The following is a 21,731-nucleotide window of genomic DNA, read 5'->3' on the forward strand; positions in this document are numbered from 1 at the left end:
GCAACGCGGGAGAGGGTCAGGGTGAGGGTGCTTTTGCTTTCGATGTTGAGAACAACAGAAAAAACGGCTTGCGCCTTCGGCGCTTCGCGCCCTCACCCCACCCCCTCTCCCGCTTTGCGGGAGAGGGGCTCAAGCGCGGGTCGATCAATTCTTACGGTTGATCTCGGCCCACAGCGTGCTGCTCATTCCGAACAGTTTGATGAAACCCTCGGCCTCGGCCACGCCCCAGTCGGCCGCCTGCGCATAGGTCGCGCCCTTGGCGTTGAGGATGTGCGGCGAGGCGATCGCGACCGCGTTGACGACGCCGCCGGTGGTCTCCAACACCACCTCGCCGTTGACCGTGCTCTGCGAGCTGGCCAGGAAAGCTTCCAGGTCGGTCTTGAGCGGGTCGTGGAAGAAACCCTCGTACACCAGCTCGACCCACTTGCGCGCCACATCGGGCTTGAAGCGGTTCTGCTGCTTGGTCAGCACGGCTTCTTCCAGCGCGCGGTGCGCGGTCAGCAGCGCGATCAGACCCGGGGCTTCGAAGATGATGCGGCCCTTGAGGCCGATGGTGGTGTCGCCGGTGTACAGACCACGTCCCACGCCGTACTGCGCGAACAGGCCGTTGAGCTTGGCCAGCAACTTGTGGCCTTCGATTTTTTCGCCGTTCAAAGCCACCGCTTCGCCATTGACGAACTTCAGCGTCACCGACAGCGCTTCGGTGGGCCACTGCGCGCGCGGCTTGCACCAGCCCACCGCACCCTCGCCCGGCGCCTGCCAACGGTCGATCTCGCCGCCGGACATGGTCAGGCCGAGTAGGTTCTCGTTGATGGTGTAGGCCTTCTGCTTGGCGCGCACGCCGAAGCCGCGATCTTCCAGGTACTTCTGTTCGTAGGCGCGGACTTCGGTGTGTTCCTTCTGGATTTCGCGGATCGGCGCGACGATTTCGTAATCGCCCAGCGCCTTCACGGCCAGATCGAAACGTACCTGATCGTTGCCCATGCCGGTGCAGCCGTGGGCGATGACCTTGCAGCCCAACTCGTCGGCGCGCTTGAGCGCGGCTTCGACGATCAGATAACGGTCCGACACCAGCAACGGGTACTGGCCCTGATAGCCCTCGCCGGCCCATACGAACGGCTTGACGAAGCCCGACCAGATCGCCGGACCGCCGTCGACGGTAACGTGGCTGGCCACGCCCAGTTCGGCCGCGCGCTGTTCGATGAAGGCGCGTTCTTCCGCATCCACGCCGCCGGTGTCGGCGAACACGGTGTGCACGGCCCAGCCGCGCTCTTGCAGGTAGGGCACGCAGAAGCTGGTGTCGAGGCCGCCGGAGAAGGCGAGGACGATGTCTTTGCTCATGTTAGGAAAGTCTCTGCTCTGTTTGGCTCCCTCCCCCGCATCGCGGGGGAGGGCTGGGGTGGAGGCAAACGAATGTGACGTGAATTCGAGGCGAGGCGGATGCCCTCACCCCCTGCCCTCTCCCGCAAGCGGGAGAGGGAGTAAAGGAATTACTGTTTCATCAACGCGGCCATGATCGCCTTCTGCACGTGCAGACGGTTCTCGGCCTCGTCGATGGCGATGCATTGCGGTGAATCCATCACGCCGTCGGTGGCCTTGACGTTGCGGCGTAGCGGCAGGCAGTGGCTGAAGACGCCGTTGTTGGTCAACGCCATCTTGGCTTCGTCGACGATGAAGTGCTTGTACTGGTCCCGGATGGGTTTTTCCGGGCCCCAATTGCCGAAATACGGCAGCGCGCCCCAACTCTTGGCGTAGACCACGTCGGCGCCGGTGTAGGCGCTTTCGATGTCGTGGCTGATCTTCAGCGAACCGCCGCTCTCGGCGACGTTCTGCTCGGCCCAGCCCATGTAGCGCTCATCCAGGATGTATTCCGGGGTCGGGCACAGCAGGGTCACGTCCATCCCCAGGCGCGTGGCGATGGTCAGCGCCGAGTTGGCGACCGCGGTGTTGAGCGGCTTGGGATGATAGGTCCAGGTCAGCACGTACTTCTTGCCGCGCAGATCGCTGGTGCCGAAATGCTCCTGCAAGGCCAGCGCATGCGCCAGTTCCTGACAGGGATGGGTGATGGTCTCCATGTTGATGACCGGCACCGGCGAATACTTGGCGAAGCTCGCCAACACCTTGTCCTGGCGATCGGTGGCCCAGTCGACGAACTTCGGGAACGCGCGCACGCCGATCAGATCGACGTAGCGGCCCAGCACCTTGGCCACCTCGGCGATGTGCTCTTCGGTCTCGCCGTCCATCACCGTGCCCAGGTCGAACTCGATCGGCCAGGCGTCCTTGCCCGGCTGCAGCACCACGGCGTGGCCGCCGAGCTGGAACGCGCCGAGTTCGAAGCTGGTGCGGGTGCGCATGGACGGGTTGAAAAACACCAGCGCGATCGACTTGCCCTCTAGAGACCGGCCCTTGAGCTCGTCGCCGAGCTTGCTGCGCTTGAACGCGGCGGCCTGCGCCAACAGCGCGTCGAGGTCGGCGCGCGACCAGTCCTGGGTGTTGAGGAAGTGTTTGGGCATGTCCGGGATTCGAGATTGGGGATTAGGGATTTCGCAAAAGCTTTGGAACGCGAAGGTAGGAGGCGCGATAGACGATCAGGAGTCGTGGTGCTGCTTTACGAATCTCTAATCCCCAATCCCGAATCCCGGCGGTAAAAACAAAAAAGCCCAGCGCTAGGCTGGGCTTCTCGTGTGTGCAGCTTGTTACACGAACGACGGCGAGCGCCGTCACCCAGCGGATTGGCAGGGCAACGGTCGACGCGCGCGCGAGGTCATGCCCGCCGCCATATAGGCAGAGGTCAGGATGTCGGCGTCGGCGTAGTTCGGGTTCATGAGGCCGCGAATGCTCGCATGCGCGGCCCGTGGGCGCAAGCCGCGCGGGCCGGAAACGCGACCCTCATCGGGTCGGCGGGCGCCATGGCGGCGATGCGGTACCGCTCAGCGCGCGGTGCTGATCGGGGCGATCACCGGGGTCACCGCGACCCGGACCTTGAGCTTGTTGCCCGGATCCTCGGGCAGGCGCGAGCGGAACCGGCTGCCCTTGTAGACGTAGTCCACGTCGTAGGCGATGGGGCGGCGGAACTCGCGCTCCACCGGCACCGGGCGGCAGTTCTCGCCAGTGCTGGGCTTGGGGTCGCGTTCGCGGCCGAGCGCCTCGCGGACCGCGCCGACCACCCGCGACAGGCGCGAATCGGGCTTGCCGGCGGGCTCGGGGTCGCATTGCTGCTCGACCGTGGTCGCGCGCAGGGTCTGATAGACCGGGGTCACCCGCAGCACCTGGGCATAGTCGAACCGCACATTCTCGGCCTGGATCACGGTGTGCTGCTGAGTCGCCGCGGGCCGGGTCCACAGAACCGCCGCGGCGCCGGACAGCGCCAGGATCGAGAACTGCAGGACGATTCGGTTCATCGGACTCGCGGCATGGATTCGTGAATAAAGTGTAAGAGCAGTGTCCGCCCATGGCCTGAATCCCGCCTTTAGGCCCCGTCCCGACTGACGATGGCGTCGGCGTCGGCCCGGGCCGGACGCCCGGGCGGGCCAGTAACGCGCAACGGCGACGAACGTTTACCGGCCGTCGCACCGACCGCGGCGGCGGCCGATCTCGGCCGATCGCGTCGATTTGCCTCGATCGGCCGGGAATATTCGCCCGGCGCGGCGTGCGCTGGCGCGCGCGGCAGCTAGAATGAACCCGATCCCAAGCCGCCTATCCATGAGCCTGCATCTCTATAACAGCCTGTCGCGACAGGTCGAACCCTTCCAGCCGCTGGATCCCTCGCGCCCGACGATGTACGTCTGCGGCCCCACGGTCTACAACTACGTCCATATCGGCAACGCGCGCGGCCCGGTGGTGTTCGGCGTGCTCGCCGACCTGCTGCGCCGGCGTTACGGCGCCTTGACGTATGCGCGCAACATCACCGACGTAGACGACAAGATCAACGCGGCGGCGGCCGAACAAGGCGTGCCGATCTCGGTCATCACCGACCGTTTCGCCGAAGCCTACCGCGAAGACATGGCCGCGCTGGGCGTGCAGCCGCCGGACCTGGAGCCGGCCGCGACCGCGCACATCGGCCAGATCGTGACGATGATCGAGCGCCTGATCGAAAACGGTCACGCCTACGAGGCCGAGCAGCACGTACTGTTCTCGATCGGCAGCTACGACGGCTACGGCAAGCTCTCGCGCCGCGATATCGAGGACATGCGCGCCGGCGCGCGGGTCGAAGTGGCGCCGTACAAGCGCGACCCGGGCGATTTCGTGCTGTGGAAGCCGTCCAGCGGCGACCTGCCCGGCTGGGAATCGCCCTGGGGCCGCGGCCGTCCGGGCTGGCATATCGAATGCTCGGCGATGGCCGCCGCGCACCTGGGCGAGACCATCGACATCCACGCCGGCGGCGTCGACCTGCAGTTCCCGCACCACGAGAACGAGATCGCACAGAGCGAATGCGCGCACGGCGGCAAGGTGTTCGCGCGCTGGTGGCTGCACAACGGCATGCTCAATTTCGCCGGCGGCAAGATGTCCAAGTCGGTCGGCAACATCGAGCGGATCCACGATCTGGTGCGCCAGCACTCGCCGGAAGCCTTGCGCTACGCGCTGCTCTCGGCGCATTACCGGCAGCCGCTGGAGTGGTCGCGGGATCTGATCGAACAGTGCACGCGCACGCTGGAACGTCTGTACGGCACCTTGCGCGACCTGGCCGATGTCGATGCGGGCGAGATCGCGATTCCCGAGGGCGTGGAAACCGCCCTGGAAGACGATCTCAACACGCCGCGCGCGCTCGCGGAACTGGCGCGCATCGCCGGCGAAGCGCGCAAGGCCGTCGATCCGGCCGAACAGGCGCGGCTCAAGCGCGAACTGCTCGGCGCCGGCTCGGCGCTGGGCCTGCTGCAGCAAGATCCGGCCGCGTGGTTCTCCGGCGTTACCGACGAAGGCGACGATGCGCGCATCCAGACCCTGGTCGACGAACGCAACGCCGCCAAGCAGGCGCGCGACTTCACCCTCGCCGACGCGATCCGCCAGCAACTCGCCGATGACGGCATCCTGCTGGAAGACACGCCGGCCGGCGTGCGCTGGAAGCGGTCGCGATGAGCGTCGCTGCCCTCGCCTCGCCGTTCCCGATCGAAGCCAGCGCCGCCGACGCGCAGGCCACGATCCGCGATGAATTCGCCTTCTTCGTCGACTGGTCCGAGCGCTATCAGTACCTGATCGACCTGGGTCGCAAGCTGCCGGATCTGCCGGCGGAGTGGAAGACCGAGGAACATCGCCTGCTGGGTTGCCAGTCGATGGTGTGGATCGTGATCGAAGGCGATGCCAGCAAGCTGGTGTTCCACGCGATCAGCGATTCGGCGATCGTCTCGGGCCTGATCTATCTGGCGCTGCGGGTGTACTCGGGCCGCAGCGCGGTCGAGATCGTCGCGACCCAGGCCGATTACATCGCCGACATCGGTCTGGCCAAGCACCTCTCGCCGACCCGCAGCAACGGCCTGGCCGCGCTGCTGGCGTTCATCCGCGAACAGGCGCAGCGCCGGCTGTGAGCGGGCCGGCCGCCAGCGAGGCTTCCGCCGCCGCGGCCACCAGCGCACCGATCAGCGCCTCGCAGTTGCTGCGCAATCCCGGCTTCGCCGGACTGTTGGTGTACCGGCTGCTGGCGATGCTGTCGTACCAGATCGTCGCGGTCACGGTCGGCTGGCATCTGTACCAGCTCACCCGCGACCCGCTCTCGCTCGGCCTGATCGGCCTGACCGAGGTCATCCCCTACTTCTGCTTCGCCCTGTTCGCCGGCTACGCGGTCGATCACCTGCCGCGGCGCAAGCTCGGCATGTTCGCCTGTCTGGGCCTGCTGGTGACCACGCTGATGTTGGCCGGCGTCGCCAGCGGCCACCTGCCCGGCGGCGGCTTCGGGCTGGTCAACCTGACCATCTACGTCGCGATCGCGATCAACGGTGTGGTGCGCGCGTTCCTGGCCCCGGTCTACATGTCGCTGTTCGCGCGCGTACTCAAGCGCGAGCATTTCGCCCGCGGCGCCGGCGTCAGCAGCGTGGTCATGCAGAGCGGGCTGGTGCTGGGTCCGGCCATGGGCGGCGCGCTGATCCGCTGGGGCGGCGTGACCTCGGCGTATTTGGTGGCGGCCGCCTTCGCCCTGGCCGCGGCGATCGCGATCATCACCCTGCGCGTCACCGAACCGCCGCCGCAGGCCGAACGCGCGCCGGTGTTCAAGAGCATCGGTGAAGGCCTGCGTTTCGTGTTCAACAATCAGGTCGTGCTCGGCGCGCAGGCGCTGGACATGTTCTCGGTGCTGTTCGGCGGAGCGGTGGCACTGCTTCCGGCGTTCATCCACGACGTGCTGCATTACGGCCCCGAGGCGCTGGGCGTGCTGCGCGCGGCGCCCGCCGCGGGCGCGGTGTTGATGGGCTTGTGGCTGGCCAAGCATCCACCGCAGAAGAACGCTGGGCGCCTGCTGCTGTATGCGGTCGCCGGCTTCGGCCTGTGCATCATCGGCTTCGCCCTGTCGCGCAACTTCTGGATCTCGGCGGCGATGCTGATGCTCTCGGGCGTATGCGACGGCGTGTCGGTAGTGTTGCGCTCGACCATCCTGCAGTTGTCCACGCCCGACGAAATGCGCGGGCGGGTGTCGTCGATCAACGGCATCTTCATCGGCTCGTCCAATGAGCTGGGCGCGTTCGAGTCCGGCGTGGCGGCCAAGCTGATGGGGCTGGTGCCTTCGGTGATCTTCGGCGGTTGCATGACCCTGGCGGTAGTCGGCGCCACGGCCAAACTGGCGCCGAAACTGCGGCGGCTGGATCTGCGCGATCTGCAATAGACCAGGCGCCGTCCAGCGCCTATCCGCGGCGCCGCGGGCTCGGTTGCGATGCGACCTGCGCGCGCGTCCCCGCCCGATTGGTCAAGCCGACGACGACCGTTCCGAGCAACGCGAGCATGGCGTTGATGGATGGCTCGATTCAGTCGCTGCGCAACCTGACCCGCTCGGCCTGCTCCACGGGCGCTTGCGCCGGGACGACCGGTCCGCGCAGAGCCGCGGCGACCGCGCCGACCAGCGCCACCACGCCGTTGAGCAACACCGCGCCGATTGCGAAGAACGCGTCGCCGTCGCTGCCGGCGTAGCTGGTTTCGATGTCCGTGCGCATCATCTCCCAGCTCAGCATGCCGATCAGCGGCGAGGCGATCAGCGCGCTCAGCACGAACATCATCACGCCGGCGAAACGGGTGTAGCCGCGCGCCAGACGCCAAAGACCCAGGTTCAGGCCGAAGATCAGCACCGGTACGAGCAGGAGAGCAACGTCTTCCATGAGCGGGGGACGTGCTTGGGGTAGGCAGTGAAGCTAGCGATCTGGGGGGCAAAAGCAAATCCCCCTTCCCCCTTTTTCAAAGGGGGGAACTTCGGGCGAGCGCGCGGGGGCGTGAAATTGCCGGGTTTTGGGGATGCCGAAGCCACGGATTCGGATTCGGATTCGAAACCCGAGCTTGTCTTCCCCCTTGAAAAAGGGGGACCGAGGGGGATTCGCTTCGACCCGCCCCGCCAACGAAAAAGCCCCGCTCGCGCGGGGCTTTCGATCATCGTCGGCGCAAGCGCAAGCTCAGTCGCCCATCTGCTTCTGCAGATGTTCCCAACGCTCTTGCGCGTCGATGGTGCGCTCGGCGGTCAGGCGCGCCTCCAGGCGTTCCAGGCCGATTTCCTCGCCAGTGTCGACGCAGAAACCGTAGTCGCCCGAGTCTACCCGCTTGAGGGTGCTGTCGATCTTGCTGATGAGCTTGCGATAACGGTCGCGGGTACGCAGTTCAAGCGAGTTCTCCGTCTCGCGCGTCGCGCGTTCGGCTTCATCGCCGACGTCGCGCACTTCGTCCTTGAGGTTCTCGATGGTCTGCTTGGATTCCTCGACCAGATCGGCGCGCCAATGCAGCAGGCGTTGACGGAAATACTCGAGCTGCAACGCGCTCATGTATTCCTCGTCGGACGTCGGCTTGTAGCCATCCGGCATGATCGGGCGGCCGGTGGCGGGATCGTTCTTATAGGGCACGACTTTGACCTTGGTCTTCGGTGCCGGTGCCGAGGGCTGTTTGACCGTCACGGCCACGGCCACTTTGCCGGCCGGACGCGGGGCCGCGGGGGCGGTCGTCGTCGCGGGCTTGCCCGCGGGTGTCTTGCTGGATGCTGTCTGGGTCACTGTGTTCTTGTTTTTGTCGGAGATGCGGTCGGCCTGCTTGGCAGCGGCCGCCTCCTGGGCGGGGGGCTGCGATGCGGGCTGTTTGACGGCGGGCGCAGGTTTTGGCTTCACAGCTTCGGGCTTTTTCGCTTCAACTTTTTTAAGCTCAGGCTTCTTTGTTGCTACGACCTTGCCTGCCGCGGGTTTGCTGGGTGCGGTTTTGCTCGGCGCGGCCTTGGCCGGCGCCGGTGCCGCCTTCTTCGCCGCCGGCGCCGGCTTGGCGGCCGGTTTGGCGACGGGTTTGCTGGCCGCTGCCGGCTTGGCCGGCGGCGCCTTCTTGATCGCAACGGCCTGCTTGGCCGCCGGCTTAGCCGCCGCAGTCTTCTTCGCCGCCGCCTTGGCCGGAGCCTTCTTGGCCGCGGGTTTAGCGGCGACCGTCTTCTTGGGCGCGGGCTTGGCCGCAGGTTTGGCCGCCTTCTTCGCAGCCGGCTTCACGGTCTTCTTGGCGGCCTTGACGGCCTTCTTCGCAGGTTTTTTCACTGCCACGAGCGGCTTGTCCTTCTATTCCCTGAGGGCGCCTCCGAACGCCGTCCGGAGACATCGCGGGCCAAGCATGACCCACCCGGCCATCAAATGCACATGCGTTCGATGACCGCAAGTGAAATCCGGCAATACACCGGTTTTCGCCCGGTCCGGGCAGCTCGGCAACAGCGATTCCACGCCGCGGCGGACCTTCGTCTTGCACTTGCCTTGTTTGGGGAAAGCGCGCTGTTATACCCTGCTGCGGCACCCGCGGCAACCGCGCTGTGCGAGGCCGATCGCGGCGTAAAATAGCGCACAGCGCGGGGCTTTGCGGCACGCCATTCCCCGCCCCCGTCACTACCGTTGCCGGCATTAAGGAAACGTGATCGCCCGCCTTCTCATCGCCCTGCTACGTGGCTATAAACGTTGGATCAGCCCGTTACTCGGCCAACGTTGCCGCTTTCATCCCAGCTGTTCGTCGTATTCGATGACGGCCATCGGGCATTACGGCGCGCTCAAAGGCGGCTGGCTCACGCTCAAACGCCTGGCGCGCTGCCATCCTTTACACCCCGGCGGCTACGACCCGGTGCCCGGCACCGGCGAAGACTCCGCCCTGTCCGACTCCCCCACCGCGCCTCCATCCGGAAACTGCTCATGCCATCGACACTGATCGTCAACGCCCGCTTGGTCAACGAAGGTCGCGAGTACGACGGCGATCTGCGCATCGAGGACGGCCGCATCGCCCAGATCGGCGCAAGCCTGTCCGGACGCGACGGCGAGACCGTGATCGATGCGCGCGGCCGGCGCCTGCTGCCCGGAATGATCGACGACCAGGTTCATTTCCGTGAACCTGGACTGGAATACAAAGCCGACATGGCCACCGAATCGGCCGCGGCGGTGGCCGGCGGGCTGACCACGTTCATGGACATGCCCAACACCAGTCCGCCCACGCTCGACGCGGCCGCGCTGGAGGACAAGTACCGGCGCGCGGCCGGGCGGGCCTGGGGCAATTACGGGTTCTACCTGGGCGCGAGCAACGACAACCTCGCCGCGATCCAATCGCTGGACCCGCGCACCGCGCCGGGCGTGAAGGTGTTCATGGGCGCGTCCACCGGCAACATGCTGGTCGACGATCCGGTCACGCTCGACGCGATCTTCCGCGACGTACCCACGCCGATCATCACCCACTGCGAAGACACGCCGATGATCGACGCCGAGCTCGCCGTCTACAAGGCGAAGTACGGCGACGACATCCCGGCGCGGTTCCACCCCGACATCCGCTCGCGCCAGGCCTGCAAGAAGTCGACCGAACTGGCGATCTCGCTGGCGCGCAAGCACAACACCCGCCTGCACGTGCTGCACATCAGCACCGCCGACGAACTGGCGCTGTTCCAGGCCGGCCCGATCGAGGGCAAGCGCATCACCGCCGAGACCTGCATCCACTTCCTGCGCTTCGACCGCGAGGACTACGAAAAGCTCGGCCACCTGATCAAGTGCAATCCGGCGATCAAGGATCCGGCCGACCGCGAAGCGCTGATCCGCGCGGTGGCCGCAGACGTGATCGACGTGCTCGCCACCGACCACGCGCCGCACACGCTGGAAGAAAAAGCCCGCCCCTACACCTCGGCGCCGAGCGGCCTGCCGCTGGTGCAATTCGCGCTCAACGCCGCGCTGGAACTGGTCCACGAAGGCCGCCTGAGCACCGCCCAGGTGGTCGACAAGTTCGCCCACGCGCCGGCCAAGTTGTTCGACGTGGAGCTCAGAGGCTTCCTGCGCGAGGGCTACTTCGCCGATCTGGTGCTGATCGACGATGCGCCCTACACCGTGCAGCGCGAGGACGTGCTGTCCAAGTGCGGCTGGTCGCCGTTCGAAGGTCGCACGTTCCGTTCGCGCATCGCCTCGACCTGGGTCAACGGCGTGCTGGCCTGGGACGGCACGTCCCTGGTCGGCTCGCCGAACGGACAGCGGTTGGCGTTCGCGCGATGAGGTTGGCGATCGCCGCGATCGCCGCGGCCGTGCAGCTGTCGGCGCCGCTCGCGCTCGCACAGCCATCGTCGCCGCTGGCCGGGTCTGCGCCGGCTGATGCAAGAATCGTGTTCCCGTCTGCGGTTTCGCAGGGAGGATTAGTGATTGGCAAGGTGCCGCCCGGCAGCAAGGTGCGTTACGGCGAGCGGCAACTGCGCACCACCGCCTACGGCACCGTGGTGTTCGGCGTCGGCCGCGATGCGACCGGGCCGGTGACGGTGCGAGTCGAGATCGCGCCGGGCCGGGCCGAAGAAACCGCCAGCATCGCGGTCACCCCGCGTGAGTTCCCGACCGAATACATCCAGGGCGTTCCACCCAAGACGGTCAATCCGCCGCCGGAGATCGCCGCGCGGATCGAGCGCGAGCAGGCCCAGGTCGTGGCCGCGCGCGCGCGCGACGACGATCGCGCCGATTTCGCCCAGGCCTTCATCTGGCCGGTACAAGGCCGGATCAGCGGCCGCTTCGGCAACCAGCGCGTCTACAACGGCCAGAAAGGCTCGGGGCATTCGGGCATGGACATCGCCGCGCCCACCGGCACCGCGATCAAGGCCCCGGCAGCGGGCGTGATCACTTTCGCCGGTCCCGATCTGTACCTGACCGGCGGCACGGTATTGCTCGACCACGGCCATGGCGTCAGTTCGAACTTCCTGCACATGTCGCGCATCGACGTGAAAGTCGGCGATCGGGTGACACAAGGCCAGGTGATCGGCGCGGTCGGCGCGACCGGACGCGCGACCGGCCCGCATCTGCATTGGGGCATGAACTGGTTCGATGTGCGCATCGATCCGCTGCTGGTGCTTGAGCGCACGAAAGCGACGCCGTAACTCAGACGGCTCGCGCCGCGCGGATCAAGCCGGAGCGGCGCCGAGCAAGGCGCCCAGCGGCGCGAACGACGGCGAAGCTTCCAGATCGCGCAGGCGAACGCACTTGGGATTGGGCCACCGCGGCCCGGCGGTCGCCAAGAACGCGTTGCCGCGCTCCATCAGCCCCAAACGTTGCCGCGTGAGTGCCAGAACCTCGGCGAATTCATCCTCGCCGACCTCCTGCGCCGAACCGGGCTGGCCGTGTTCGTCCAGCCGCAGCGCCTCGCGTCGCGGCGGCCGCAACCACGGCGCGATCTCGCGCCACAGTTCCTCCCAATCCAACGACGGAAACGGCTGCGACGAAGGCGCGGCGATCGGCAGGCTCGGCGCCAGCCGCCCGCGCGGTTGCGCCGGATTTTCCGCGAAGCAGCGGTACACGAACTCGCTCGCGCTCATCGCCCCGAGCGGCTGCGCCGCGGCGTGGACCAGCGCTTCGCTCAGCACCGCGCGCAATTGCGGTGACGCCGGCAGGCTACGATCGCGCAAGGCCGCCGCGCGGCCGAGCGCGGCCAGCGCGTCGCCGGCGAACACCGGCCGGCGCAGCGACAGCGCATGCGCGAGCACGGCGATGCGGTCGTTGTCCTGCAAGCCGGCCGTTCCATTGAGGGCCCGGCGCGCGTCGACCGCGGTCAGGCTCGGATCGTCCAGGCGCTGGCTCAGCGCGCGTTCGACCACGCCGCCGACTGCGACTTCGATCAGGTATCCGGCGCGTCCGAGCACGGCGACGTGGCTGTAGGCACTCTCACCGAACCATGCGGTCAGCGCGGCCAGCGAGCCGCGCGCGCGCATCAACAGCAAATCGCCGGTGCGCAGCTGCGCGGCCTGCACCGATGCGGCGGCGAGCCCGCCGTCGGGCGTCACGACACCACCTCGCGTTCGGGTTCCAGGCTGTGCCCGGTGACCCGGTCGCGGCCGGCGGACTTGCTCGCGTACAGCGCCGCGTCGGCGCGTTCGAGCAGTTGTTCCGGAGTTTCGCCCGGCACCAGTTCGGCCACGCCCAGGCTCAGGCTGACCGGCAGCAAGCGGCCATCGATCGACAACGGACTGCCACTGACCGATTCGCGCAAATGCTCAGCCACGCGCACCGCATCGCGCAGATGGGTATCGGCCAGCACCACCAGCACCTCGTCGCCGCCGTAACGGCCAAACAGGTCGTAGGCGCGCAGCCGGTTGCGGGTGCGCAGCGAGACGATGCGCAGGGTTTCGTCGCCAACGCGATGGCCGTGTTCGTCGTTGATGCGTTTGAAGTGGTCGATGTCGAAGAACACCACCGACAACGGCCGGCGCGAACGCTGCGCGCTTTCCACCGCGGTGCGCAGGCTTTGCGAAATCGCCGCGCGGGTCATCGCCCCGGTCAGGCTGTCGTAGGTGGCCAGCCGGTTGGCGGTGTCGCGGTCGCGGCGCAGCTGCTGCAGCTTGGTGGTCAGGCCCAGCAGCAGGCCCAGGCCGCCGAAGGCCATACCGATCGGGAAGGTGTATTCGAGCCAGCCGTATTCCGGCCACCACTGATGGCGCGAACCGACTATCGCCACCAGCAGCACCATCAACGGCAGCCAGGCCAACAGCAGGAAATACGCTTCACGCTGCCGCCGCCAGGTGGCGACGGACCCGCAGTACAAGATCAGCACGATCACCACCAGCAGATTGAGGTTGCCGTACAACGCGCTGTACTTGAACGTGCGGAACAAGCTGACCGCCAGCAATGCGCCCAGCGAGATGCTGCACCAGTCCAGGATCTGCGCGACTCGCGGCTGGGTGGTGCGCAGGCCGAGGAAGAAGATCAGAAAACGGATGCTGGCCAGGACCGCCGCGGTATTGAGCACGATGTTGGCGCGCACGTCGGGCGCGATCTCGTTGAGCCACGGCACCACCCGCATCTCGCCGCCGTCGGAGGTCAAGGTCAGGATCTGCAGCACCAGGGTCAAACCCAGATAGGCGTAACCGCGTTCGCGCAAGCCGGCCCAGAAGCCGAACGCGAGCACCGCGACCACGCCCATCGCGGTCAGCACCACGCTGCGCAGCGCGACATGGCGCATGTCGTCGCGCTGGACCTGGGCCAAAGGCTGGATCATCACTCTGGACGGCGACAGATCGGTCGCCAGCACCCGCAGGTACAGCGCATCGCCCTTGCGCAGCCCTTGGGTCAGCGGGAATACGATCTTGCGCGTGGAGTGATTGAGATCGGTGTCGGGGCCGTAGATCGAACGCCGCAGCGGCAGTTCGTCGCCGGGCCGCCACAGTTCGATTTCGCGCCGGTACGGGCGCGAGATGGTCAGCTGCGGCGAGTCGGACGGCCCCACGTCCTGATTGAGCGTGACCCGCCACCACACCGGCTGGCGCTTGGGCGCCCAGATTTCGTTGCCCGAGACCGCCTCGAAACGATGATCGAACTCGCCGGCGAGGACCCGCGCGGGCACCGGATCTTGCCCCAGCCGCGACAGGCTCAACGAAGGCGCGCGGTAAGTGCTGGGGTCGTAGGGTTCGCGCTCCGAACGCGGCTGGATCGCCGGATGTCCGGCTTGCAACGCAATCGCCGTTGGAGCCGCCGCCGATGTGCCTGAGGGAGGCATGCTTACGTCTTGCGCCGACGCGATCGCCGCCACCACAAACATCCCCAGCAGAACCAACAGGGCCTGCCAGCCACGACGCCAGGGTTTCCCCATGCCCCTTCCGGTCACTAGTCTGGTGATCGGAGCATAGCCCAAGGCCCCGGCACCCCGGGGGTGGGGACCATCACGGTTTTCCACCTTGCAGTGTGTCCGCGCACACGCCTCCATGCATTGCCGCACCGCTCGCCCGGATCAGTGCGTGATCCTACACCGCCGCCGGTGCACGCAACTGCCGCCGGATCAGGCCGATCGCGGTGGTTTTATCTCGGTTCACCACGACCCGCCGCGGCACCGAAAGCCACGCTGAAGACGGACCGCAGTCGAACGCCGGACGGGCAGATCGCCGGCAAGAGCGAGCGTAAACGGATCGGGTGGGAACGATGCGGGCCTGCCGACGCGTCGCCTCGTCGCAACAACGCGCCATGGCTCCAGTCGGGCAGACGAAGACGAGCGAGCGCCGCTGTGCGAACGCGCCGCTTACTCGCGCGCGCCCTGCCCGGTCACCCGCGCGACCGCGTCGTGCGCGTGCAGGCTCTCGAAGTGCGCGACCTCGGCATCGAAACGCTCGATCCGCGGATCGGCCGAAAGCGCCCCGGCGACCCGCCGCGCAGCGTCTTCGCAGAACATCAGGTTCTCGGCGTTGAGCTTGGCGAAGGCTTGCTCGTCCTCGCGCTTGACCGCGGTCTGCACGGGCGTGGCGAGCGCGCGTTCGAGCGCATCGATCAGGCCCACCAGCGGCAGCTCGTCGAAGGCCGGACGCAGTTGCACGCGCACATCGGCGCGGCTGCGCTGCGCGTGCGGGGTCGCGGCCAGGCCGCGTTCGGAGGCCAGCCAATCGCTGACCACCGCGGTCGACAAGGGATGAGCGGCGGCGAAATCGGCGGCGAAACGCTCGGCGTTGAGCTGGCGCGACAACGCCGCCGAGGCCGGACAGGTGCTGGAGTATTCGACCGCGAACCGCAGGCCCAGGTGCAGATGGCCGTCGACCAGGCGCGCGTCGATCTCGACCGGATAGCGTTTCCAACCCGCGTTCTGACTGGCCAGCGCCGGACGCAGCAGCAATTGTTCGTAGCGCAGCACCAGCCGCGCGGCGCTGGAAATGCCGCCCTGCCCGTCGATCAGGCTCTGCAGCGCGCGGCGCAGGCCGGCGGGCGTCAGGGTTTCGCTGGCGAAGGCGTTCTGCAGATGCAGGTACATGCGCGACATATGGATGCCGCGCGCGTTGGCGTCGCGCAGATTGACCGAGACGTCGACCGATGCGGCGACCTGGATCGCAGTGCCGTCGCCGCCGGCGATGCGCAGCGGCAGGGCGATGTTGGACATGCCGACCCAGTCCAACTCGCGCGCCGCGGCGGCGGCGTCGAAAGCGACATCGGGCAAGGCGGAACGCGAGGGGTTTGGGGGAGTATTCACAACGCAACTAATGGGGACGCGTGGGGGGAACGCAACGCCGCTATTCTACCGGGACCGGCCGGATCGCCCCCGCCCGGCCCTGCAACGCTCAGTTGCGGGCGCCGCGCCAGGCCGCCAGCAGGGCGGTCCAGGGCGACAGCGGCCGGGCCGCATCGCCGCGCAGCAGCCGGGTCTGGGCCAGGGCCGTCCACAGCCGCCGCGGCACGGTCGCACCGAAGCGTGCCGGCCATTGCGCCAACAGTTCGCGGCTCCACTCCACCGTCGCGCCCTCGCCCGGACGGGCCATCGCCCGCGCCACCACGCTCAGCGGCACCGCCGCGTCGCCCTGCAGCACCAGCCGCGATTCCAGCAGGCTGGACTGGATCGCCGGCACCGCCGCCTCGGGCAGTTGGCCGGGGACCGGTTCAAACAAGGCCACGTCGATCGCGCCGATCGCGGTCGCCAGCGGCCACAGGCTGTCGAAGGCTTCGCCGCGGTCGCCCGGGCGTTCGCGGCTGTCGCGCAAGGACGGCAGGGCCAGGGCCAGATCGCCCCAGGGCGCATTGAGCCGCTGCAACGCCAGGCCCAGGGGATGGCGCCGGCGGTTCATGCGCCAGCCCTGCAGTTCTTCCATCCACCAGCCGAGCTTGGCTTCGCCGGGCAAGGCATCGGTGCCGCCCCAGGCCGCATCGGTGAGTTCCTGCTGCAGCGCCGCCCAGGCCACCGCCACGCCGCGCTGGGTGCGCGGCACGAATACTTCGGCCACCGACCACTCCGGCCAGCGCGCGCGCCATTTGCCGGAGAAATCCTGCAGCGCCTGCTCCTGGGAGGAGTGCTCCTGCGAGGCGGCGTCGACTTCGGCGGCGACCTGCGGCTTCATCGCGTCGCCGGCCATGCGCCCGCCCCGATCAGCTGCGCGGGCGATTCGATCATCGCATCGCCCTGCCAGGCGAGCGGATCGTCGTGATCCAGGCGGTAACCCCACAGCGCCACTACCGAGGGCATGCCGGCGGCGCGGGCGGCGATGATGTCGCGCTCGTCGTCGCCGACGTAGATGCACTGCGAAGGCACGATACCGATCCGCTCCGCGGCGACGGTCAGCGGCAAGGGATCGGGTTTGCGCGCGCTCAGCGTGTCGCCGCCGATCAGCACCGCGCAACGCGTCTGCCAGCCGAGCAGCGGCATCAGCTTGCGCGCGAGGTATTCGGGTTTGTTGGTGACGATGCCCCACAGCGTACCGGCGCCTTCCAGCGCGGCGAGCATCGCTTCCACGCCCTCGAACGGCGCGCCGTGCAGGCCGAGCTCGCGCTCATAACGATCCAGGAATTCGGGCACCCAAGCGTCGCGCTGGGCCGCATCCAGATCCGGGAACGCCGCGCCGAGCATGGCGCGCGAGCCCTTGGACACGTGCGCTCGCAACGGCTCCATCCGCATCGGCGGCAAGCCGCGATCGGCGCGCATGGCATTGGCCACCGCCAGCATGTCCGGCGCGCTGTCGAGCAAGGTGCCGTCCAGATCGAACAGCACCGCCTTGGGAAACGCCGCCTTGGAAAACGCCGTCTCGAGAGCTGCCGCGCCGCTCGGTGCCGCCGCCGGAGCGCTCATGTGGCCGAAGCCTGCGCGGCGCCGGGCTTGTAAGCGCAGGCCAGGTAGTTGATGTCGGTGCGCGAGGTGATGCGCGCGCCGTTGCGCCAGGGCTCGTACATCAGGCCGCTGACGTCCTCCAGTTCCAGGCCGGCTTCGCGCAGCCAGCGCGCCAGTTCGGAGGGCTTGATGAAATCGCGGTACTGGTGCGTGCCCTTGGGCAGCAGCCGCGCCAGATACTCGGCGCCAAGGATGGCCAGCGCGAACGCGGCCGGCGTGCGGTTGAGCGTGGACAGGAACAAGCGCCCGCCCGGCTTGAGCAGACGGGCGCAGGCGCGCACGATCGCGCCCGGGTCGGGCACGTGTTCGAGCATTTCCATGCAGGTGACCACATCGAACGAGCCCGGCCGTTCCTCGGCCAGCGCCTCGACCGGTTGCAGGCGGTAATCCACCGCGACCCCGGTTTCCAGACGATGCAGCTTGGCGACCTTGATCAGTTCCGGCGCCAGATCGATCGCGGTGACCTGCGCGCCCGCCGCGGCCAAGGCCTCGCTGAGCAATCCGCCGCCGCAGCCGACATCGAGCGCCTGCGCCTCGCGCAACGGCGCGCGCTGGGCGACGTAGTCCAGACGCACCGGATTGAGCGCGTGCAGCGGCTTCTGCGGCCCCTGCGGATCCCACCAGCGGTTGGCCAGCGCGCCGAACTTGTCGAGCTCGGCCTGGCTGAAGTTGTCGTGCTCGCCGGCGCCGCGCGGAGCGCCGCTGTCGGAACCGTGATCGTGAGAATCCGATGCGTTGCTTGCTGCGCTCATACCTGCCTGCCCGTTACTGCCGTCGATCGATACCGCGCGCGATCGCCAGCGATGCGCGCGGACCTAGTTTGAATCAAGCCCGAGGCGGCGGGTGTGAACGCGCCGCGACGACGCGCCCAAGTCCGCCCTACGGGCCGCCGCATCAACGTTGGATCGCCGCGATGCGCTGACGCCACTGCCGCGCATTCGCGACCAGCGCCGCAGTGTCCATGTCGACCAGTACACGTTCGCGCAGCTTGGCGCGGCCGGCGATCCACACATCGCCGACCTGGTGGCGGCCGGTGGCGTAGATCAGTTGCGAAACCAAGTGATGCACCGGCTGGGTTTCCAACTGACCCAGATCCACGCAGACCAGATCGGCCTGCTTGCCGATCTGGATCGAGCCGATCTTGTCCTCGAATCCCATCGCCTTGGCGCCGCCCAGCGTGGCCGCGCGCAGCGCGCTGAACGCATCGAGCGCCTTGGCATCGGAGGCCACGGCCTTGGCCAGCAGCGCCGCGGTGCGGGTTTCGCCGAACATGTCCAGGTCGTTGTTGCTGGCGCAGCCGTCGGTGCCGATCGCCAGATTGACCCCGGCGTGCTGCAATTTGCACACCGGGCAGAAGCCCGAGGCCAGCTTGAGGTTGGATTCGGCGCAATGCACCACGCTCACGCCGCGCTCGGCGCACAGGGCGATCTCGGCGTCGGTGAGCTGGGTCATGTGCACCGCGATCAGGCGGTCGGTGACCAATCCCAGGCGATCCAGCCGCGCCAACGGGCGCTGGCCGTACTGCTTGATCGAATCGGCGACTTCCTGCGCGGTTTCGTGGGTATGCAGATGGATCGGCAGGTCGAGCTGGTCGGCCAGCATGCGCACGCGCTCGAAGTTGGCGTCGCTGACCGTGTACGGCGCATGCGGCGCGAATGCGGTCGCGACCAGCGCGTCGTCGCGCCACAGGTCGTGGACTTCGCCGGCGCGGTCGAAGTATTCGTCGGAGGTCTTGGCCCAGGCGGTCGGAAAATCGATCACCGGCAGGCCGACCCGGGCGCGGAAGCCGTGGCGCTTGTAGACCGCGGCCTGCACGTCGGGGAAGAAATAGTTCTCGTTGGCGCAGGTGGTGCCGCCGCGCAGCATCTCGGCGATCGCCAGGGTGGTGCCGTCTTCGACGAACTGCGGGCCGATCACCGCGTTTTCGACCGGCCAGACGTGGCCCTGCAGCCACTCCATCAGCGGCAGGTCGTCGGCGATACCGCGCAGCAGGGTCATCGGATTGTGGGTGTGGGCGTTGACCAGGCCCGGGATCAGCGCCGATTCGGGGCGGCTGACGGTTTCGGCCGCGGCGTAGCGCGCGCGCGCCTCGTGGATCGGCAGGATGTCGATGATGACGCCGGCTTTGACCGCGACGGCGTGGTCTTCGAGGACGACGGCGTGGGGTTCGACCGGGACTACCCAGGCTGCTTCGATCAACAGGTCGCAGGGGGTCGGTGCGGTCTGGGTCATCTTGCGCGTCTCGATGCGGGGGAAAGAAGCCCGGCGCGTGGCGCGGGCGAACCGGCATCAAGCTGGCATGCGCCGGTTACTGCGAAGCGACGCCGGGAGTGGAAAGGTTCGCGGCGGCGGCTGGTGGTGAAGCGGTTTTTTTTGAAGCGATCGATATTTGCGACGGGGCTGAGACTCTTCGCTCGCCCGGCCCGGGCTGGTCGACCGGGCGTTCGTGAAAGCGCGAGCCGGTGGCTCGCAAGCGCTTTCACTCACCCCCGCTTTCGCGGGAATGACGCATCGGCAAAACCGTGGCCGCAAAGCGGCCACAGGCCGAAACGCCGTCAACAGCGGGTCACTTCACTCGGCTGACGTACTCGCCCGAGCGGGTGTCGACCTTGACGATTTCTTCTTGGCCGACGAACAGCGGCACGCGGACCACCGCGCCGGTTTCCAGGGTCGCCGGCTTGCCGCCGCCGCCGGAGGTATCGCCGCGCACGCCCGGATCGGTCTCGGTGATCTTGAGCTCGACGAAGTTCGGCGGCTGGACCGCGATCGGCACGCCGTTCCACAGCGTCACCACGCACTCTTCCTCGCCCTTGAGCCACTTCTCCGCGCCGCCCATGCCGGCCTTGTCGGACTGGACCTGCTCGAACGATTCCTGGTTCATGAAATGCCAGTACTCGCCGTCGGAGTACAGATACTGCATGTCGGTGTCGACCACGTCGGCCTGCTCGACGTTGTCGGTGGCCTTCATGGTCATTTCGACCACGCGGCCGGACTTGATGCTGCGGTACTTGATGCGGGTGAAGGCCTGGCCCTTGCCCGGCTTGACGTACTCAGTCTCGGTGATGATGCACGGGTCGTTATTGACCAGGATCTTCTGTCCGGTCTTGACGTCGTTCATGCCTAGGGTGGCCATGCTGAAACTCCTGCAAATAAATAATGTGGCGGTGATTGGGGTCCGGCCGCCCCCGCCGCTGGCCGGGGCCGTCCGCTGCCGTCGCTGCGGCGCCGACCGGGCCGGCCCGGTCGCGGCCGGGTCCGCGCGGCGCGCAAAGCGCGTACGGACCGCCATGGCGGCGAGGCAAGGCTAGAATGTCGGGCTGCGCCGGCCCCTTCCGCAGCGGTTTTCCGCGTGGTCGGAGCCCGGGCGCCGTAATCGGAACCCTGAAGGCTAGCCTCACATGATACCTGCTGCGCAACCCGTCCCGCATCCGGCCTCTCCCCAGGGCACCGCAGCGCCGCCGCGCTGGCAAGCCCTGTGGCGCGACGCGGTGCGCGACCCGCGCGAGCTGCTGGCCCTGCTCGGCCTGTCCCGGGCGGGGCTGGACGTGCCGGACCGGGCCGCCGAGCAGTTCCCGCTGCGGGTGCCGCGCGGCTTCGTGGCGCGCATGCGCCACGGCGATCCTACCGACCCATTGCTGCGCCAGGTGCTGCCGCTGGACGAGGAAATGCGGCCGATGCCCGGTTTCAGCCTGGACGCGGTCGGCGACGGCGCGGCCAAGGCCGGCCACGGGGTGATCCGCAAGTACCGCGGCCGGGCCCTGCTGATCGCCACCGGCAGCTGCGCCGTCCATTGCCGTTACTGCTTCCGTCGGCATTTCCCCTACGCCGAGGAAACCGCCGCCGCGGCCGGCTGGCGCGAGGCGGTCGCGGCGATCGCCGCCGATCCCGACGTCGACGAGGTCATCCTGTCCGGCGGCGACCCGTGGTCGCTGGCCACGCCCAAACTGGCCGAGCTCACCGATGCGCTGGCACCGATCGCCCACCTCAAGCGGCTGCGCATCCACACCCGCCTGCCGGTCGTGCTGCCCGAGCGCGTCGACGCCGCACTGAGCCACTGGTTGCAGAACCTGCCCTGGCCGGTCGCGATCGTGCTGCATGCCAATCACGCCAACGAATTCGACGCCGACGTCGACGCGGCGATGCAACGCCTGCGCGCCACCGGTGCCACTTTGCTCAATCAGGCGGTGCTGTTGCGTGGAGTCAACGACAGCGTTGAGGCCTTGGCCGCCCTGAGCGAGCGCAGCTACGCCGCCGGCGTGTTGCCCTACTACCTGCACCAGCTCGACCGGGTCCAGGGTTCGGCCCACTTCGAGATCGCGGACGAGGCCGCGCGCGCCCTGCACCGCGCCCTGGCCGCGCGCATTTCCGGCTACCTGGTGCCCAAGCTGGTGCGAGAAGTGACAGGCGACTCGGGCAAGCGTCCGTTGTAAGTGTTGTAATCTGACTCGGGTTTGATCGGGGATCGCGGCGGGAGCATGTCGGCGTAAGCACAAGCGCGTCGACTACGCATCTGCTGTGTCATCGAA

The 21,731-nt window shown here is 67.8% G+C and carries 20 protein-coding genes; 7 read left to right on the forward strand and 13 right to left on the reverse strand.

The features are described from left to right. Positions 1-144: 144 nt before the first annotated feature. The 3 genes from ACTOWJ_RS00400 to ACTOWJ_RS00410 form a co-directional block, all read right to left on the reverse strand. Complete coding sequence (locus tag ACTOWJ_RS00400) at positions 145-1,341, reverse strand: argininosuccinate synthase (protein WP_441332607.1); 1,197 nt, start codon at positions 1,339-1,341, stop codon at positions 145-147. Between the two features lie 149 nt (positions 1,342-1,490). Next, a complete protein-coding gene (locus ACTOWJ_RS00405) occupies positions 1,491-2,513 on the reverse strand; it encodes an N-acetylornithine carbamoyltransferase (protein WP_441332608.1) in 1,023 nt (340 codons plus the stop codon). 417 nt (positions 2,514-2,930) lie between these two features. Beyond that, positions 2,931-3,401, reverse strand: a complete 471-nt coding sequence (locus ACTOWJ_RS00410; RefSeq protein ID WP_441332609.1) for a hypothetical protein — start codon at positions 3,399-3,401, stop codon at positions 2,931-2,933. Positions 3,402-3,702: 301 nt separating this feature from the next. Here ACTOWJ_RS00410 and cysS point away from each other — a divergent pair, with 301 nt between their 5' ends. From cysS to ACTOWJ_RS00425, 3 genes are read left to right on the forward strand one after another with little or no spacing between them, the layout of a single operon-like run. Continuing rightward, positions 3,703-5,076, forward strand: coding sequence for a cysteine--tRNA ligase (gene cysS, locus ACTOWJ_RS00415; RefSeq protein WP_441332610.1), 1,374 nt, complete (start codon positions 3,703-3,705; stop codon positions 5,074-5,076). Then, positions 5,073-5,522, forward strand: a complete 450-nt coding sequence (locus ACTOWJ_RS00420; RefSeq protein WP_441332611.1) for a SufE family protein — start codon at positions 5,073-5,075, stop codon at positions 5,520-5,522. Before cysS ends, ACTOWJ_RS00420 begins: the two co-directional genes overlap by 4 nt. After that, positions 5,519-6,808: an MFS transporter gene (locus tag ACTOWJ_RS00425; RefSeq protein ID WP_441332612.1), complete on the forward strand. Its 1,290-nt coding sequence runs from the start codon at positions 5,519-5,521 to the stop codon at positions 6,806-6,808. The genes ACTOWJ_RS00420 and ACTOWJ_RS00425 overlap by 4 nt, the downstream gene beginning before the upstream one ends. A 139-nt stretch (positions 6,809-6,947) precedes the next feature. On the opposite strand, the gene ACTOWJ_RS00430 is transcribed toward ACTOWJ_RS00425, so the two are convergent. Together ACTOWJ_RS00430 and dksA are read right to left on the reverse strand one after the other, a co-directional pair. Next, complete coding sequence (locus ACTOWJ_RS00430; RefSeq protein ID WP_441332613.1) at positions 6,948-7,295, reverse strand: hypothetical protein; 348 nt, start codon at positions 7,293-7,295, stop codon at positions 6,948-6,950. Positions 7,296-7,583: 288 nt separating this feature from the next. Next, complete coding sequence (dksA, locus tag ACTOWJ_RS00435; protein ID WP_441332614.1) at positions 7,584-8,696, reverse strand: RNA polymerase-binding protein DksA; 1,113 nt, start codon at positions 8,694-8,696, stop codon at positions 7,584-7,586. Between the two features lie 358 nt (positions 8,697-9,054). Here dksA and yidD point away from each other — a divergent pair, with 358 nt between their 5' ends. From yidD to ACTOWJ_RS00450, 3 genes are read left to right on the forward strand one after another with little or no spacing between them, the layout of a single operon-like run. Next, complete coding sequence (yidD, locus tag ACTOWJ_RS00440) at positions 9,055-9,342, forward strand: membrane protein insertion efficiency factor YidD (protein WP_441332615.1); 288 nt, start codon at positions 9,055-9,057, stop codon at positions 9,340-9,342. Further along, positions 9,327-10,658: a dihydroorotase gene (locus ACTOWJ_RS00445; RefSeq protein ID WP_441332616.1), complete on the forward strand. Its 1,332-nt coding sequence runs from the start codon at positions 9,327-9,329 to the stop codon at positions 10,656-10,658. Before yidD ends, ACTOWJ_RS00445 begins: the two co-directional genes overlap by 16 nt. Next, entirely contained in the window at positions 10,655-11,521 is an 867-nt protein-coding gene (locus ACTOWJ_RS00450; protein WP_441332617.1) for a M23 family metallopeptidase, read from the forward strand. The genes ACTOWJ_RS00445 and ACTOWJ_RS00450 overlap by 4 nt, the downstream gene beginning before the upstream one ends. A 24-nt stretch (positions 11,522-11,545) precedes the next feature. Here ACTOWJ_RS00450 and ACTOWJ_RS00455 read toward each other — a convergent pair whose 3' ends face one another. The 8 genes from ACTOWJ_RS00455 to efp form a co-directional block, all read right to left on the reverse strand. Continuing rightward, positions 11,546-12,421, reverse strand: a complete 876-nt coding sequence (locus ACTOWJ_RS00455) for a hypothetical protein (RefSeq protein ID WP_441332618.1) — start codon at positions 12,419-12,421, stop codon at positions 11,546-11,548. After that, entirely contained in the window at positions 12,418-14,085 is a 1,668-nt protein-coding gene (locus ACTOWJ_RS00460; RefSeq protein WP_441332619.1) for a sensor domain-containing diguanylate cyclase, read from the reverse strand. The genes ACTOWJ_RS00455 and ACTOWJ_RS00460 overlap by 4 nt, the downstream gene beginning before the upstream one ends. A 561-nt stretch (positions 14,086-14,646) precedes the next feature. Continuing rightward, positions 14,647-15,549 carry a GTP cyclohydrolase FolE2 gene (gene folE2 / locus ACTOWJ_RS00465; RefSeq protein WP_441332620.1) on the reverse strand — a complete coding sequence of 301 codons (903 nt, stop codon included), beginning with the start codon at positions 15,547-15,549 and terminating at the stop codon, positions 14,647-14,649. A 121-nt stretch (positions 15,550-15,670) separates the two neighbouring features. Then, the gene (locus ACTOWJ_RS00470; protein WP_441332621.1) at positions 15,671-16,456 is read right to left on the reverse strand and encodes a phytoene/squalene synthase family protein; all 786 of its coding nucleotides are present in this window, start codon (positions 16,454-16,456) and stop codon (positions 15,671-15,673) included. Next, positions 16,438-17,166, reverse strand: a complete 729-nt coding sequence (locus ACTOWJ_RS00475; protein WP_441332622.1) for a phosphoglycolate phosphatase — start codon at positions 17,164-17,166, stop codon at positions 16,438-16,440. Before ACTOWJ_RS00475 ends, ACTOWJ_RS00470 begins: the two co-directional genes overlap by 19 nt. Then, entirely contained in the window at positions 17,163-17,957 is a 795-nt protein-coding gene (ubiG, locus tag ACTOWJ_RS00480) for a bifunctional 2-polyprenyl-6-hydroxyphenol methylase/3-demethylubiquinol 3-O-methyltransferase UbiG (RefSeq protein ID WP_441332623.1), read from the reverse strand. The genes ACTOWJ_RS00475 and ubiG overlap by 4 nt, the downstream gene beginning before the upstream one ends. A gap of 142 nt (positions 17,958-18,099) precedes the next feature. After that, entirely contained in the window at positions 18,100-19,437 is a 1,338-nt protein-coding gene (locus ACTOWJ_RS00485; RefSeq protein WP_441332624.1) for a TRZ/ATZ family hydrolase, read from the reverse strand. Positions 19,438-19,771: 334 nt separating this feature from the next. Beyond that, positions 19,772-20,338 (reverse strand): elongation factor P, encoded by a 567-nt coding sequence (gene efp, locus ACTOWJ_RS00490; protein ID WP_441332625.1) that lies wholly within the window; start codon positions 20,336-20,338, stop codon positions 19,772-19,774. A 265-nt stretch (positions 20,339-20,603) separates the two neighbouring features. Between efp and epmB the strand changes: the two genes are divergently transcribed. Next, positions 20,604-21,635, forward strand: coding sequence for an EF-P beta-lysylation protein EpmB (epmB, locus tag ACTOWJ_RS00495; RefSeq protein WP_441332626.1), 1,032 nt, complete (start codon positions 20,604-20,606; stop codon positions 21,633-21,635). Positions 21,636-21,731 lie beyond the last annotated feature (96 nt).

It is taken from the genome of Lysobacter sp. CA199 (assembly GCF_052078715.1).
GTDB lineage: Bacteria > Pseudomonadota > Gammaproteobacteria > Xanthomonadales > Xanthomonadaceae > Lysobacter.

What these genes read in the sequence shown, in the direction of transcription:
- ACTOWJ_RS00400 (WP_441332607.1), bottom strand. Translation starts at nt 1,341, where the DNA reads ATGAGCAAAGACATCGTCCTCGCCTTCTCCGGCGGCCTCGACACCAGC.
- ACTOWJ_RS00405 (WP_441332608.1), bottom strand. Translation starts at nt 2,513, where the DNA reads ATGCCCAAACACTTCCTCAACACCCAGGACTGGTCGCGCGCCGACCTC.
- ACTOWJ_RS00410 (WP_441332609.1), bottom strand. Translation starts at nt 3,401, where the DNA reads ATGAACCGAATCGTCCTGCAGTTCTCGATCCTGGCGCTGTCCGGCGCC.
- cysS (WP_441332610.1), top strand. Translation starts at nt 3,703, where the DNA reads ATGAGCCTGCATCTCTATAACAGCCTGTCGCGACAGGTCGAACCCTTC.
- ACTOWJ_RS00420 (WP_441332611.1), top strand. Translation starts at nt 5,073, where the DNA reads ATGAGCGTCGCTGCCCTCGCCTCGCCGTTCCCGATCGAAGCCAGCGCC.
- ACTOWJ_RS00430 (WP_441332613.1), bottom strand. Translation starts at nt 7,295, where the DNA reads ATGGAAGACGTTGCTCTCCTGCTCGTACCGGTGCTGATCTTCGGCCTG.
- ACTOWJ_RS00445 (WP_441332616.1), top strand. Translation starts at nt 9,327, where the DNA reads ATGCCATCGACACTGATCGTCAACGCCCGCTTGGTCAACGAAGGTCGC.
- ACTOWJ_RS00450 (WP_441332617.1), top strand. Translation starts at nt 10,655, where the DNA reads ATGAGGTTGGCGATCGCCGCGATCGCCGCGGCCGTGCAGCTGTCGGCG.
- ACTOWJ_RS00470 (WP_441332621.1), bottom strand. Translation starts at nt 16,456, where the DNA reads ATGGCCGGCGACGCGATGAAGCCGCAGGTCGCCGCCGAAGTCGACGCC.
- ACTOWJ_RS00475 (WP_441332622.1), bottom strand. Translation starts at nt 17,166, where the DNA reads ATGAGCGCTCCGGCGGCGGCACCGAGCGGCGCGGCAGCTCTCGAGACG.
- ubiG (WP_441332623.1), bottom strand. Translation starts at nt 17,957, where the DNA reads ATGAGCGCAGCAAGCAACGCATCGGATTCTCACGATCACGGTTCCGAC.
- ACTOWJ_RS00485 (WP_441332624.1), bottom strand. Translation starts at nt 19,437, where the DNA reads ATGACCCAGACCGCACCGACCCCCTGCGACCTGTTGATCGAAGCAGCC.
- efp (WP_441332625.1), bottom strand. Translation starts at nt 20,338, where the DNA reads ATGGCCACCCTAGGCATGAACGACGTCAAGACCGGACAGAAGATCCTG.
- epmB (WP_441332626.1), top strand. Translation starts at nt 20,604, where the DNA reads ATGATACCTGCTGCGCAACCCGTCCCGCATCCGGCCTCTCCCCAGGGC.